A 13,911-nucleotide genomic window follows, 5' to 3' on the forward strand; every position below is an offset into this window, starting at 1 on the left:
TGAATTATGTCTCTGATTGAAAGTCTGCCATTTTTGCAGGGATGTTGCTGTCAATTCGGCATCACCGCCCCTGTACAGCGTTCGATGCCGCCCAGATCGCGGCGCGACTGAATCTGGACAAACCCGGCTTTGCGCAGCAGGTCCTGCACAGCGCTGGCCTGGTCCCAGCCGTGTTCGAGCAGCAGCCAGCCGCCTGCGGTGAGTCGGCTGGGGGCCTGGGCGATGATGTGACGGATGTCATCGAGGCCATCGGCACCACCCGTCAGGGCGCTCAGGGGCTCATGGGTCAGGGCGCTCAGGTGCGGATCACCTTCGGCCACATAGGGCGGGTTGGAGACGATCAATTCAAACGGGCCAGGCACGGCGTCCATCCAGTGGCTCAGCACGCACTGCACTGGCAAGTTCAGGCGCTGGGCGTTGGCGCTGGCCACGGCCAGGGCGGCGGAGCTGGCGTCCACCGCCGTCACCTGTGCTGCAGGGCGCTGGTGCTGCAGGGCCAGCGCCACAGCGCCGCTGCCGGTGCCCAGGTCCAGCACGCAGGCTGCTTGGCCCGCAGGCAGCAATTGCAGCGCCCATTCGACCAGAATTTCCGTATCGGGGCGCGGGTCCAGCACGCGGGCGTCGACATGCAGGGTCAGACCAAAAAAGTCCTTGAGCCCGGTGATGTAGGCCACAGGCTCGCCTTGCAGGCGGCGTTGCAGGGCTTGATCCCAGTTGTGTTGTTGGGCCTCGGTCAACAAATCCGCATCGTGGGCCAGCAGCCAGGCGCGGTCATGCAGCGGGCGCGCCAGGGCGTGCAGCAAGAGGATTTGTGCGTCCACCCGGGCCAGGGCTTGTTTCAGGGCTTGTTGCATGCAATCGGCCACGCTGGGGCTGGCGTGCGTGGCCATCACGCAGTCGCCCCGATTTCAAGCGCGGCCAGCTGTTCAGCGGCTTCGTAGCTTTGCAAGGCACTGACCACGTCCTGCAAATCGCCCTCCATGATGGTGAGCAGCTTGTAAAGCGTGAGGTTGATGCGGTGGTCGGTCAGGCGCCCTTGCGGGAAGTTGTAGGTTCGGATGCGGTCCGAGCGGTCGCCGCTGCCGATCAGGCTTTTGCGCTCGGCAGCGTCTTTCGCGGCACGTTCCGCACGGTCTTTTTCTTGAATGCGGGCCGTCAGCACTTTCAGGGCCTGAGCCTTGTTGCTGTGTTGGCTGCGGCCGTCCTGGCATTCGGCCACGATGCCGGTGGGCAAGTGGGTGATGCGCACGGCCGAGTCGGTCTTGTTGATGTGTTGCCCGCCCGCACCGCTGGCGCGGTAGGTGTCGATGCGCAAGTCAGATGGGTTGATCTTGATGGCCTCGGCTTCGTCCGGCTCGGCCAGCACGGCCACAGTGCAGGCGCTGGTGTGGATGCGGCCTTGCGTTTCGGTGGCAGGCACGCGCTGCACCCGGTGGCCGCCCGATTCGAATTTGAGCGCGCCGTAAACCTGATCGCCCTCGATGCGCACCACGACTTCCTTGTAACCGCCCAGCTCGCTCAAGGATTCAGACACGATGTCGCAGCGCCAGCCCTGGCTTTCGGCATAGCGCGTGTACATGCGCAGCAAGTCCCCCGCAAACAGGGCCGACTCGTCGCCCCCGGTGCCCGCGCGGATTTCAACAAAGGCCGGCCGTGCGTCGTCAGGGTCTTTGGGCAGCAGCATGCGTTGCAGTTCGGCGTCTAGGAGCTGCAATTCGGCGCTGGCGCTGGCCGATTCTTCTTCGGCCATTTCGCGCATATCCGCATCTGCCAGCATGGTTTGGGCTGCTGCCAGATCGGCGTTGCGCTGCTGAAATCGGGCAAAGCGGGAGGCCACGGCGCTGACCTCGGCATGCTCACGCGACAGCTTCAGGAACTGCGTCATGTCGGCCATGATGTCTTCACGGGACAGCAGAAAGTCCAGCTCGGTCAAGCGCAAAGCATAGCGTTCGAGTTGTTGGATCAAAAAGGGTTTCATGCCGGCTGAATCTTGTGTGTCGGCGCGACTGCACCGACTGGAGGTCTGCATTGGCGCCGCGGCGCCGAGAGGCGAGGCGATGTCGGATTTGAACGCCGACCAGGGACTCAATCGCTAACGTTCTTTGCGCAGAAAAACGCGTTGGACCGTTTGCATGCTTTGCTCCCGCAGTTCTGGCGGTGCGCCGCGCAGTTCAGCCAGAGCGCCGTGCAACATTTTTTGCGTCAATCCCTTGGACAGGGCTTCCATCACGGCGATCGGGTCGTCGCCCCGGGCCAGAAGTTTGCGGGCACGGGCCAGTTCAGCTTCGCGCCAAGCGTCGGCTTGGTTTTGCAGTTGCTGGATCAGGGGCACCGCGCAACGCTGGCCCATCCAGTTCATAAAGCTTTGCACCCCCGCATCGATGATGACCTCGGCCTCGGCCACGGCCGCTTGGCGGTGGGCTTGGCCGGTTTGCACCACACTGGCCAGATCGTCCACGGTGTAGAGGTAAACGTCTTCGAGTGACTTGACTTCGGGTTCGATGTCCCTGGGCACAGCCAAATCGACCATGAACATGGGGCGGTACTTGCGTTTTTTCAGGGCCCGCTCGACCGCGCCCAAGCCAATCAGGGGCAAGGTGCTGGCCGTGCAGCTGATCACGGCGTCAAATTCATGCAGGCGGTCGGGCAGATCGGCCAAGGGCATGACTTCGGCCCCAAAGCGGTGGGCCAGCAACTCGGCCCGGTCCAAGCTGCGGTTGGCAATGGCCATGCCTCTGGGCTGCTTGGCTGCAAAGTGAGTAGCCACCAACTCATTCATTTCTCCAGCGCCAACGAACAGGATGCGAATGTCTTTGATGTCTTCAAACAGCTGGCTGGCCAGACGAACCGAAGCGGCCGCCATGCTGATCGAATGGGCGCCGATTTCGGTGGAGCTGCGCACCTCTTTGGCCACGGCGAAGCTGCGCTGAAACAGTTGGTTCAGTGTGCTGCCCAGGGCGCCGGCTTGTTCGGCTGCACGCACGGCGTCTTTGAGTTGTCCCAAAATCTGGGCTTCACCCAGCACCATGGAATCCAGGCCACTGGCCACCCTAAATGCATGGCGAGCGGCTTCGTTGCCCTCCAGCAAATAGGTATGGGCATGCAGTTCGGAGGCGCTGACGCCACCGGTTTGGGCGAGCCATCTGAGGGTGTCGTTGGTGGCAGCTTGGTCGGCAGCGCAATAAATTTCGGTGCGGTTGCAGGTCGAAAGAATGGCCGCTTCGGGCTCTTGTGCGATGCGGTTGGCCAAGTCACGGCGCAGGCCTTGCAGTGTGGGAACCAGTTTATCCACGGCAAACGCAAACCGGCCACGCAGATCCAGCGGGGCGGTGGTGTGGTTCAAACCGAGGGTCCAGACAGCCATGACATGAATTATAGGCTTGTTGTGTCAACTTTTCTTGACACAATCAAGACATGGCCACTTGACGTGGCTTTGGAGGCACAATTTGCCTCTTGGGCGCCCTGATCGGGTGCCTGCCTCCTAAAAAAATGAGGTTTTATGACGTTGGGCTTGTTGGGGTTTCACCTGCTGGGCTTTGTTTTGCCTGCTTTGGCCATGGCGGTGCTCATGCCTTGGGCGGGCCGTTGGGTCATGGGCAGCAGTGCCAAAACGATCCGCCACCGGATGTGGGTGCATGCACTGTGCGGCCTATGCGTGCTGCTGCTGGGTTTGTGGCTGCACGGACAAGATGGCAAGATGAGCACTTACATCGCCCTGGTGTTGGTGGCTGCGACGGTCGAATGGCTCATGCAGCGGGCTTGGATCCAGCGTTGAGCCTCAACGGGCTTCTTTTGATCAAAGTCATTCAAAAAAGGACAAAGCATGTTGTGCTTCAAAAAACGCATTTGGATCGCCCTTGCGGGTTGGGGCTTGGCGCTGGCTTTCAGCAGCGCTTGGGCATTTCCAACCAAACCCATACGGGTGGTGATGGGCTTCCCAGCGGGAGGGCCTTTGGACCAGCATGCCCGTTTGTTGACCGACCGGCTGCAGACCCATCTGGGACAGCCCGTCTTGGTGGATTACAAAGCAGGTGCTGGTGGTACGGTGGGCGCGCAAGAGGTGATGCGTTCAGCCCCCGATGGCCACACCCTCATGCTCGCCAACACCGGCGTCATGGTCATCAACCCAGCGCTTTACACCAAGTTGCCGTACAGCACATTGCGCGATTTTGTGCCTGTGGCCCGCACGGCCATGCAGCCACTGGCCTTGATGGTCAACCCCAAAGTGCCCGTTCAATCTTTGCAGGAATTCGTGGCTTACGCCAAGGCGCGTCCTGGCCAGATCAATTACGGTTCGGCCGGCAATGGCGGCAGCAGCCACTTGGTGCCGGAGATGTTCAAGTCGGCCACGGGACTGTTCATGGTCCACATCCCCTATCGAGGCAGTGCGCCCGCTTTCACCGACCTGATGGCGGGGCAAGTCCAGTTCATGGCCGAGAGCATTCCCCAAGCCGCCCAGTACCACAAGCAGGGCAAGGTGCGGGCATTGGCCGTGACCAGCCGAGAGCGCAACCCGGCACTGCCCGACATCCCGACCGTGATCGAAACCGGCATCGCGAATTTTGAGGTGGTGGGCTTTTATGGTTTCTTGGCCCCTGCAGGCACGCCTAAAGAGGTGGTCAACAAGCTCAGTGACGCGTTCAAAGCGGTGATGAACCAAAGCGACATTCGATCACGCATGGTGGCGCAAGGCGCCGATCCGGCTTTTTTGGGGGCCGATGACTTCGCTAAATTTCTGACGACAGAAATGCCGCGGTGGGCGTCAGTCGTTCAAAAGTCGGGCGCTAAGCTCGACTGAGTCCATTGGGGTTGAACAGGTCCACCCGGTCGGTGATGATGCCGTCGGTGCCCAGAGCCAGCAGGTGCTGGGCGGCCCAGTCGTCGTTGACGGTGTAACTCAGGCACCGCATGCCCGCGTTGTGCACCCGGGCCACGGTGGCAGCGTCCCACAGGGCGTAGTTGGCGACCACGGCCACACATCCGAGCGCTTGGGCTTTCTCAAACCAGCCGGTCCACATCGTGTCGACCAGCAAGCCGCGAGGCAGTTCGGGCGCTGCTGCTTTTGCGGCTGCCAATGCATCGGGTTTGAATGAGGTGAGCAGTGGCGGCACTTCCGCGCCATGCCACAGTTGCGCGGCCAGACGCCCCACAGTCTCGCCCGTGGCGGACTCGGTGCCCGGGGTGGGCTTGATCTCGATGTTCAGCAGGTGCCCGTTGGTCTGGCAAAACCGCGCCAGCGCCTCGAGCGTGGGCAGGGCTTCGCCCGCCCAGGTGCGCGAATGCCAGCTGCCTGCGTCCAACTGTGACAGGGCGTGCCAGGGCAGCTCACCGCCGATGCCTTGGCCGTTGGTGGTCCGCTCCAGCGTGGCGTCGTGCATCAAAAACACCACACCGTCGGCGCTGAGTTTGGCGTCGCATTCGAACATGCGGTAGCCGTGCGACGCGCCCAGCCGGAAGGCGGCCAGGGTGTTTTCCGGTGCGAGCTTGCCTGCACCCCGGTGTGCAATCCAAAGCGGGTAAGGCCAAGCGGGAAGGGCGCTCACGGCAGCGGCGGCGGGTTTCATGCTGTGTGGATGCGTTGGCCCGTTTGAGCGTCAAACCAGTGCAGTTTGTCTGCTCGCGGGGTGATGTAAAAGGACTCGCCAGTCGCAGGGGCTGGCAGCGATGCGTCCAGGCGCAGCGTCAGGCTTTCTGTGCCCAAACGGGCGTGCACCAAGCGCTCGGCCCCAAGCAGTTCCACCGTTTCCACTTGCAAAGGCCAGCCGCTGGGCGTGATGTCCATGTGCTCGGGCCGGATCCCCAGAATGCGGCCTGCGGGTGTGTCTGGGGCTTGTTCGAGCAGGTTCATCGGGGGTGAGCCAATGAAACTGGCCACGAAGGTGCTGGCGGGGCGGTTGTAGACCTCTTCGGGGGTGCCGAACTGTTCCATGTGGCCACCGTTCATCACGATCATGCGCTGAGCCAGCGTCATGGCTTCGACCTGGTCGTGCGTCACAAACAGGCTGGTGATGCCCAATTCGCGGTGCAGTTTTTGAATCTCGAGTCGGGTCTGGGCGCGCAGCTTGGCGTCCAGATTCGACAGCGGCTCGTCAAACAAAAACACCTGGGGCTGGCGCACGATGGCGCGGCCCATGGCCACCCGCTGGCGCTGCCCGCCCGACAGTTCGCGCGGCTTGCGCTGCAGCAGTTGGCTCAATTCGAGGATGCCTGCGGCTTTGTCCACCCGGGCTTTGATCTCGGCCACCGGCACTTTGGCGATTTTCAGGCCATAGGCCATGTTGTCGAACACGCTCATGTGCGGGTACAGCGCGTAGTTTTGGAACACCATGGCGATGTCGCGCTCGGCGGGCTCCAGGTCGTTGACGACCCGTTCACCGATGGCGATCGTGCCGCCCGAGATGTCTTCGAGGCCCGCCACCATGCGCAGCAGGGTGGATTTGCCGCAGCCCGAAGGACCGACGATGACCACGAACTCACCATGAGCGATCTCAGCGCTCAGGTCGTGGATAACGGTGTTGGCTTTGTCGCCTGCACCGTAGGTTTTGAGGATGTGAGAGAGGGTAATGGAAGCCATGTGGAGGTATTTATTTTTCCGTATCAACCAGGCCCTTGACGAACCATTTTTGCATCAGGATCACGACCAGCGCCGGGGGCAGCATGGCCAAAATGGCGGTGGCCATGACCACGTTCCATTCGGTGTAAGCCTCGCCCGCGATCAGGCGCTTGATGCCCATGACCACCGGGTACATGTCTTCGTTGGTGGTCACCAAGAGGGGCCACAGGTATTGGTTCCAGCCATAAATGAACTGGATCACGAACAACGCGGCGATGGAGGTGCGTGTCAGGGGCAGCAGGATGTCGATGAAAAAGCGCATCGGTCCTGCGCCGTCCATGCGCGCAGCTTCCACCAACTCGTCAGGCACCGTGAGGAAAAATTGCCGGAACAAAAAGGTGGCCGTGGCCGAGGCGATCAGTGGCACGGTCAGGCCCGCATAGCTGTTGAGCATGCCCAGGTTGGCCACCACTTCGTAAGTGGGGCCAATGCGCACTTCAACGGGCAGCATCAGGGTGACAAAAATCATCCAGAACACCAGATTGCGCAGCGGAAACCGGAAGTAAACGATGGCAAAGGCCGACAACAAAGAGATGACGATCTTGCCAATGGCAATCACCAGCGCGCTGATCAGGCTGACCCACATCATGGGCGCGGCCGCCGGGATGCGGCTGCCGGCGCTGGTTTCGCCGCCAAACAAGGCGGTTTTGTAGGTTTCTAGGGCATGGCTGCCGGGCCACATGGACATGGGCACCGATTGGGCGATCTCGGTGGCGCTTTGGGTCGAGGCGACAAAGGTCAGGTACAGCGGGAAGGCCACGATCACCACCCCCAGGATCAGCACCAGGTGGGACAGGACCGTGAGGCCGGGGCGTTTTTCAATCATGGGGCGGGCTCAGTACTGGACTTTTTTCTCAACAAAACGGAACTGCACCACCGTCAGCGCCACCACGATCAACATCAGAATCACCGACTGAGCGGCCGAGCCGCCCATGTCGAGCGCCTTGAAGCCGTCGTAATAGACCTTGTAAACCAAGATGGCCGTGTCCTTGCCGGGGCCGCCCTGGGTGGTGGCGTCGATGATGCCGAAGGTGTCAAAAAAGGCGTAGACCACGTTGATGACCAAGAGGAAAAACGTGGTGGGGGACAAGAGTGGGAAAACGATGGTCCAAAAGCGGTGCCAAGGGCTGGCCCCATCGATGGCCGCCGCCTCGAGCAGGGATTTCGGGATGGACTGCAGCCCCGCCAAAAAGAACAAGAAGTTGTAGGAGATCTGCTTCCAGACCGCCGCCACCACGATCAGGGTCATGGCGTGGCCGGAGTCCAGCAGGTGGTTCCACTCAATGCCCACAGAGCGCAAATAAAAGGCGATGACGCCCATGGGCGAGGCAAACATGAACAGCCACAGCACGCCCGCCACCACCGGGGCCACTGCATAGGGCCAGATCAGCAAGGTTTTGTAGATGGCTGCGCCTTTGAGCACGCGGTCGGCCATGACAGCCAGCAAAAGTGAAATGACCAGGCCGGAAACGGCCACCAGCAAAGAAAAAACAGCCGTGGTTTTGAAAGATTCGAGGTAAGTGCTGTCAGCAAACAGGCGCTCGAAGTTCTCCATGCCCACAAATTCGGTGCTCAGGCCAAAAGCGTCCTGCGACAACACGCTTTGGTACAGAGCTTGGCCGGCGGGCCAAAAAAAGAACACCAGCACGATGGTCATTTGCGGCGCTATGAGCAGCCAGGGCAACCATCGGGATTGGAATCGAACGCGTTTTTCCATGGGGGTTCAGTTTCGACAAGCTAAAAAGCTGAAAAAGCAGGGACCCCAGGCCCCTGCTTTCAAGACACACGCTGGGCCGCAATCGGCCCAGGAAAGGCTTATTTGTTGGCTTTTTGGAAGCGATCGAGCTGCTCGTTGCCCCGCTTGACCGCGGCATCCAGTGCTTCTTTGGGTTCTTTTTTACCGGCCCAGACCTGCTCGAGCTCTTCGTCGTTGACGGTGCGGATCTGCACAAAGTTGCCCAAGCGGATACCGCGCGACTTTTCAGTGGTCTTGCGGATCATCTGCTCCACGGAGACATCGGTGCCGGGGTTTTGCTTGTAGAAGCCCGATTTTTCGGTCATTTCAAACGAGGCGGGTGTCAAAGGCAGGTAACCCGTGCGCTGGTGGCTGCGGGCATCGACTTCGGGCTTGGACAGGTGGGCGAAGAACTGGGCCACGCCCTTGTATTCGTCGGCCTTTTTGCCCGACATCACCCACAGGCTGGCGCCGCCAATCACGGTGTTTTGCGGTGAACCGGCCACATCGGGGTAGTAAGGCAAGGTGCTGATGCCGCTGGCGAACTTGGCGTTGCGCTTGATGTTGCCGTACAGCGCAGACGAGCCCGTGGTCATGGCGCATTCGCCCGATACAAAGGTGGCGTCAGCCGCGTTGCCCCGGCCCTTGTAGACAAACAGGCCTGTTTTGGACATGTTGGCCAGGTTTTCGATGTGGCGCACATGCAAGGGGCTGTTGAAGGTCAAGCGTGCATCCATGCCGCGCATGCCGTTGCCCTTGGAGGCAAACTCGGTGTTGTGCCAAGCCGAGAAGCTCTCGAGCTGGGTCCAGCTCACCCAGCTGGTGGTGAAGGGGCACTTGTGGCCCGAGGCCTTGAGCTTGGCAGCCGCCAAGGCCACTTCAGGCCAAGTTTTGGGTGGTTTTTCAGTGTCAAGGCCCGCGGCTTTGAAGGCATCTTTGTTGTAGTGGAAGACGGTGGTCGAGCTGTTGAAGGGGAAGCTCAACATCTGGCCATTGGGTGCGGTGTAGTAACCCGCGACCGCCTGCACGTAGTTTTTGGGCTCGAACTTGACGCCAGCGTCGGCCATCACTTTGCCCACAGGCACGATGGCGCCTTTGCTGGCCATCATGGTGGCGGTACCCACTTCAAACACCTGCAGAATGTGCGGCGCATTGCCCGCGCGGAAGGCGGCAATGGCTGCTGTCATCGATTCGTCGTAGCTGCCCTTGAAAGTGGGCACCACTTTGTACTGTGTCTGACTGGCATTGAAGTCTTTGGCGTGGTCGTTGACCCATTCGCCCAAGGCGCCGCCCATGGAGTGCCACCATTGGATTTCAGTCTGTGCTTGGGCCGAGAGGCTGGCCAGGCTCAAAGCCAAGGCGGAAAGGGTCAGTTTGAGTTTCATGTGAGCTCCTGGGGGTAAAAGCAAATATCAAAACGATGGATGTCTTGAAAGGCATTGGCGCTGATAAGTGTTGCTAAATCATTAAAACCGCATGAAATTTTTGTGACAACCCGTACTTTCCATGATTTCAGACGCTTGTGTGACAGGTGCCCCCACCTTCTGCGCGTGATTGTTGCACTGCGGTAACATCCAACTTCAGCCGGTATGACACTTTTCCGGGTCTGGCTGACAGCGTCTTCAGCGACGCATTTGATTGCGCCAAACCCATGAATGCACCCAATACGCTCCAACTTTTGATGCAAGCCGACGCCGATGCGCCGCGCTTGCGTGAGATTCCCTACAACTACACCAGCTTTTCAGACCGTGAAATCGTTCTGCGTTTGCTGGGCGAGTCGGCCTGGGATCTGCTGAATGAACTGCGCGGCGAGCGTCGCACCGGCCGTTCTGCACGCATGTTGTACGAAGTCTTGGGTGACATTTGGGTGGTCGAGCGCAACCCTTACTTGCAAGACGACTTGCTGGACAACCCGGCCCGCCGAAAACTGCTGGTGGAAGCCTTGCACCACCGTTTGTCTGAGGTGCAAAAGCGCCGAACGCCCGCTGCAGATGCTCACCGAGATGCCTTGGTGGTGCAGTTGCTGGACATGGCCACCCAGGCGGTGTCGCAGTTCAGTGAACGTTTCACCCGCATGGCCAAGCTGCGCAGCCAAGTGCAAAAAACCCTGGGTCGCCTCACAGCCAAAGACAACATCAAGTTCGATGGTCTTTCCCGCGTGAGCCATGTGACCGATGCGACCGACTGGCGCGTGGAATACCCCTTTGTGGTGCTGACGCCAGACTCCGAAGTCGAGATGGCTGGTTTGGTCAAAGGTTGTATCGATTTGGGTTTGACCATCGTCCCACGCGGCGGTGGCACAGGCTACACGGGCGGCGCGATTCCGCTGACCTGGAAAAGCGCGGTCATCAACACCGAAAAGCTCGAAGCCATGACCGAAGTCGAGATGGTCGACTTGCCCGGTATCGCGCACAAGATTCCCACCATCTATACAGAAGCCGGTGTGGTGACCCAGCGCGTGGCCGATGCGGCCGAGCGCGGTGGTTTTGTGTTCGCGGTGGACCCCACATCGGCCGAAGCCAGCTGCATTGGCGGCAACATCGCCATGAACGCGGGCGGTAAAAAGGCGGTGCTGTGGGGCACGGCGCTGGACAACCTGGCCAGCTGGCGCATGGTCACGCCCGACGCTGAGTGGCTGGATGTGGTGCGCATGGACCACAACATGGGCAAGATCCACGATGCCGAAGTGGCCACCTTCGAGTTGCGCTACTTCAAGGCCGACGGCAAAACACCGATTCGAACCGAAACCTTGGTCATTCCTGGCAAAACTTTCCGCAAGGAAGGTTTGGGCAAGGACGTGACCGACAAATTCTTGTCGGGCCTGCCCGGCGTGCAAAAAGAAGGCTGCGACGGCCTGATCACCAGCGCCCGCTGGGTGATGCACCGCATGCCCACCCACACCCGCACGGTCTGCATGGAGTTTTTTGGCCATGCCCGCGAGGCGGTGCCCAGCATCGTCGAGATCAAGGACTTCATGTTCGCCGAGCAAAAGCGCACCGGTACCGTGATGGCGGGTCTGGAGCACTTGGACGACCGTTATTTGCGTGCGGTGGGTTACTCCACCAAGAGCAAGCGCGGTGGCTTTCCCAAAATGGTGCTGATCGGCGACATCGCCGGTGACAACGCCGACGACGTGGCCAAGGCCACCAGCGAGATCGTGCGCATTGCCAACTCGCGCAGCGGCGAAGGCTTCATTGCCATCAGCCCGGAAGCGCGTAAAAAATTCTGGCTCGACCGCAAGAAGACCGCGGCCATTTCGCGCCACACCAACGCCTTCAAGGTCAACGAAGACGTGGTCATTCCGCTGCCGCGCATGGCCGAGTACACCGACGGCATCGAGCGCATCAACATTGAGCTGAGCTTGCGCAACAAACTCAAGCTGTGCCGCGAAATCGAAGCCTTTTTGGAGCGTGGCAACTTGCCCTTGGGCAAGCATGACGACGCCAACGAGATCGCCTCAGCCGAGCTGCTGGAAGACCGCGTCGCGCAAGCCTTGGCCGTGGTGCGTGAAGTGCAGGCGCAGTGGCAAGGCTGGCTGACCGATGTGGATGCCTTGTTCCCTCAGCTGCAAGAGCACAGCTTGCGCGCCAGCTGGAAGACGCAAATCCGCCCGGCGTTCCAAAACATCTTTTCCGGCGCGGCCTTTTTGCCGATCCTGAACGAGGTCATGGCCATCCATCAGCGCGTGCTCAAGGGCCGCGTGTGGGTGGCGCTGCACATGCACGCCGGTGACGGCAATGTGCACACCAACATCCCTGTCAACAGCGACAACTACGAGATGCTGCAAACCGCGCACGAAGCGGTGGCCCGGATCATGGTTTTGGCGCGCAGTTTGGACGGTGTCATCTCGGGCGAGCACGGCATTGGCATCACCAAGCTGGAGTTTTTGACCGACGCCGAGTTGGCCAACTTCACGGCCTACAAAGCCAAAGTGGACCCCGAAGGTCGCTTCAACAAGGGCAAGCTGCTGCGCGGCGCGGCCCTGACCGGCTTGGGCGACGATGTGCATGCCGCCGACCTGACGCACGCCTACACCCCCAGCTTTGGCTTGATGGGTCATGAGTCGCTGATCATGCAGCAGTCGGACATTGGCGCGATCGCCGCCAGCGTGAAGGATTGCTTGCGCTGCGGCAAGTGCAAGCCTGTGTGCGCCACGCATGTGCCGCGTGCCAATTTGCTCTACAGCCCACGCAACAAAATTCTGGCCACATCCTTGTTGGTCGAAGCCTTTTTGTACGAGGAACAAACCCGTCGGGGCATCTCGATCAAGCACTGGCAAGAGTTTGAAGACGTGGCCGACCACTGCACCGTGTGCCACAAGTGTTTGTCGCCATGCCCGGTGAACATCGATTTTGGCGATGTGTCCATGAACATGCGCAACCTGCTGCGCAAGATGGGCCAAAAGAGCTTCCGTCCTGGCAACGCGGCGGCCATGTTCATGCTCAACGCCACCAACCCCGAGACCATCAAGTTGGCGCGTGCCGCCATGGTGGGCGTGGGCATGAAGGCGCAACGCTTTGTGGCCGGTTTGCTCAAGGGCGTGGCCCGCAAGCAGACCAGTGCACCGCCAGCCAGCGTGGGCACGGCGCCCATCAAAGAGCAGGTGATTCACTTCATCAACAAAAAAATGCCGGGCAACTTGCCCAAAAAGACAGCACGGGCTTTGCTGGACATCGAAGACAACGACTACGTGCCCATCATCCGCAACCCGAAAGCCACCACGTCGGAATCAGAAGCGGTGTTTTACTTCCCGGGTTGTGGTTCCGAACGACTGTTCAGCCAAGTGGGTCTGGCCACCCAGGCCATGCTCTGGCATGTGGGTGTGCAGACGGTGTTGCCACCGGGCTATTTGTGCTGCGGTTACCCGCAAAAAGGCTCGGGCCAGTTCGACAAGGCCGAGAAAATCATCACCGACAACCGCGTGCTGTTTCACCGCGTGGCCAACACGCTCAACTACCTGGACATCAAGACCGTGGTGGTCAGCTGTGGCACTTGTTATGACCAGCTTCAGGGCTACCAGTTCGACAAGATCTTCCCCGGCTGCCGCATCATCGACATCCACGAGTTCCTGCTCGAAAAAGGCATGAAGCTGGGCGCAGGCGGCGCTTATCTGTACCACGACCCCTGCCACAGCCCCATGAAGCAGCAAGAACCCATGAAGACCGTCAAGGCCTTGATGGGCGACAACGTGCTGGAAAGCAAACGCTGCTGCGGCGAGTCGGGTACTTTGGGCGTGACGCGCCCCGACATTTCGACCCAGGTGCGCTTTCGCAAGGAAGAAGAACTGCTCAAGGGCGAAGCCGCTTTGCGCAGCAGTGGCGCGCTGGCCCCTCAGGCCAACGTGAAAATTTTGACCAGCTGCCCCAGCTGCCTGCAAGGTTTGTCACGCTTTGGCGATGATCTGAAAAACGGCTTGTTGGAAGCCGATTACATCGTCGTCGAGATGGCCAAGCACATCCTGGGCGAGGAGTGGTTGCCCGAATACGTGAGCGCTGCCAATGCGGGCGGCATTGAGCGCGTGCTGGTGTAAGCCCAGCGCGCATCCAGACAGCAAGATTTCGAA

At 60.3% G+C, this 13,911-nt stretch carries 11 protein-coding genes; 3 read left to right on the forward strand and 8 right to left on the reverse strand.

Annotated elements, in window-relative coordinates:
- Positions 1–50: 50 nt before the first annotated feature.
- From prmC to hemA, 3 genes are all read right to left on the reverse strand, one after another.
- On the reverse strand, positions 51–890 hold the full coding sequence (gene prmC / locus B472_RS10795; RefSeq protein ID WP_019426398.1) for a peptide chain release factor N(5)-glutamine methyltransferase: 840 nt from the start codon (positions 888–890) through the stop codon (positions 51–53).
- A complete protein-coding gene (gene prfA / locus B472_RS10800) occupies positions 890–1,978 on the reverse strand; it encodes a peptide chain release factor 1 (protein ID WP_026039439.1) in 1,089 nt (362 codons plus the stop codon). Before prfA ends, prmC begins: the two co-directional genes overlap by 1 nt.
- A gap of 114 nt (positions 1,979–2,092) precedes the next feature.
- Positions 2,093–3,364: a glutamyl-tRNA reductase gene (gene hemA / locus B472_RS10805; RefSeq protein WP_019426400.1), complete on the reverse strand. Its 1,272-nt coding sequence runs from the start codon at positions 3,362–3,364 to the stop codon at positions 2,093–2,095.
- A 135-nt stretch (positions 3,365–3,499) separates the two neighbouring features.
- Here hemA and B472_RS10810 point away from each other — a divergent pair, with 135 nt between their 5' ends.
- Together B472_RS10810 and B472_RS10815 are read left to right on the forward strand one after the other, a co-directional pair.
- Positions 3,500–3,775 (forward strand): SPW repeat protein, encoded by a 276-nt coding sequence (locus B472_RS10810; protein WP_019426401.1) that lies wholly within the window; start codon positions 3,500–3,502, stop codon positions 3,773–3,775.
- 48 nt (positions 3,776–3,823) lie between these two features.
- Entirely contained in the window at positions 3,824–4,798 is a 975-nt protein-coding gene (locus tag B472_RS10815; protein ID WP_019426402.1) for a tripartite tricarboxylate transporter substrate binding protein, read from the forward strand.
- On the opposite strand, the gene ugpQ is transcribed toward B472_RS10815, so the two are convergent.
- From ugpQ to ugpB, 5 genes are all read right to left on the reverse strand, one after another.
- Positions 4,785–5,564 (reverse strand): glycerophosphodiester phosphodiesterase, encoded by a 780-nt coding sequence (gene ugpQ, locus B472_RS10820; RefSeq protein ID WP_019426403.1) that lies wholly within the window; start codon positions 5,562–5,564, stop codon positions 4,785–4,787. The two genes, B472_RS10815 and ugpQ, sit on opposite strands and share 14 nt — an antisense overlap.
- The gene (locus tag B472_RS10825; protein WP_019426404.1) at positions 5,561–6,574 is read right to left on the reverse strand and encodes a sn-glycerol-3-phosphate import ATP-binding protein UgpC; all 1,014 of its coding nucleotides are present in this window, start codon (positions 6,572–6,574) and stop codon (positions 5,561–5,563) included. The genes ugpQ and B472_RS10825 overlap by 4 nt, the downstream gene beginning before the upstream one ends.
- Before the next feature lie 10 nt (positions 6,575–6,584).
- Positions 6,585–7,439, reverse strand: coding sequence for a sn-glycerol-3-phosphate ABC transporter permease UgpE (ugpE, locus tag B472_RS10830; RefSeq protein ID WP_019426405.1), 855 nt, complete (start codon positions 7,437–7,439; stop codon positions 6,585–6,587).
- Between the two features lie 9 nt (positions 7,440–7,448).
- Entirely contained in the window at positions 7,449–8,330 is an 882-nt protein-coding gene (gene ugpA, locus B472_RS10835) for a sn-glycerol-3-phosphate ABC transporter permease UgpA (RefSeq protein ID WP_019426406.1), read from the reverse strand.
- Positions 8,331–8,428: 98 nt separating this feature from the next.
- Positions 8,429–9,733 (reverse strand): sn-glycerol-3-phosphate ABC transporter substrate-binding protein UgpB, encoded by a 1,305-nt coding sequence (gene ugpB, locus B472_RS10840; protein WP_019426407.1) that lies wholly within the window; start codon positions 9,731–9,733, stop codon positions 8,429–8,431.
- 266 nt (positions 9,734–9,999) lie between these two features.
- On the opposite strand from ugpB, the gene B472_RS10845 reads away from it, so the two are divergent.
- Positions 10,000–13,878, forward strand: coding sequence for a DUF3683 domain-containing protein (locus B472_RS10845; RefSeq protein WP_019426408.1), 3,879 nt, complete (start codon positions 10,000–10,002; stop codon positions 13,876–13,878).
- The last annotated feature ends 33 nt before the right edge of the window (positions 13,879–13,911 follow it).

The organism is Limnohabitans sp. Rim28, assembly GCF_000293865.2.
Classification (GTDB): domain Bacteria; phylum Pseudomonadota; class Gammaproteobacteria; order Burkholderiales; family Burkholderiaceae_C; genus Limnohabitans_A.

Coding starts and splice junctions, on each gene's coding strand:
- ugpE (WP_019426405.1), bottom strand. CDS start 7,439: ATGATTGAAAAACGCCCCGGCCTCACGGTCCTGTCCCACCTGGTGCTG.
- B472_RS10810 (WP_019426401.1), top strand. CDS start 3,500: ATGACGTTGGGCTTGTTGGGGTTTCACCTGCTGGGCTTTGTTTTGCCT.
- B472_RS10845 (WP_019426408.1), top strand. CDS start 10,000: ATGAATGCACCCAATACGCTCCAACTTTTGATGCAAGCCGACGCCGAT.
- B472_RS10815 (WP_019426402.1), top strand. CDS start 3,824: ATGTTGTGCTTCAAAAAACGCATTTGGATCGCCCTTGCGGGTTGGGGC.
- ugpQ (WP_019426403.1), bottom strand. CDS start 5,564: ATGAAACCCGCCGCCGCTGCCGTGAGCGCCCTTCCCGCTTGGCCTTAC.
- prmC (WP_019426398.1), bottom strand. CDS start 890: ATGGCCACGCACGCCAGCCCCAGCGTGGCCGATTGCATGCAACAAGCC.
- ugpA (WP_019426406.1), bottom strand. CDS start 8,330: ATGGAAAAACGCGTTCGATTCCAATCCCGATGGTTGCCCTGGCTGCTC.
- prfA (WP_026039439.1), bottom strand. CDS start 1,978: ATGAAACCCTTTTTGATCCAACAACTCGAACGCTATGCTTTGCGCTTG.
- ugpB (WP_019426407.1), bottom strand. CDS start 9,733: ATGAAACTCAAACTGACCCTTTCCGCCTTGGCTTTGAGCCTGGCCAGC.
- hemA (WP_019426400.1), bottom strand. CDS start 3,364: ATGGCTGTCTGGACCCTCGGTTTGAACCACACCACCGCCCCGCTGGAT.
- B472_RS10825 (WP_019426404.1), bottom strand. CDS start 6,574: ATGGCTTCCATTACCCTCTCTCACATCCTCAAAACCTACGGTGCAGGC.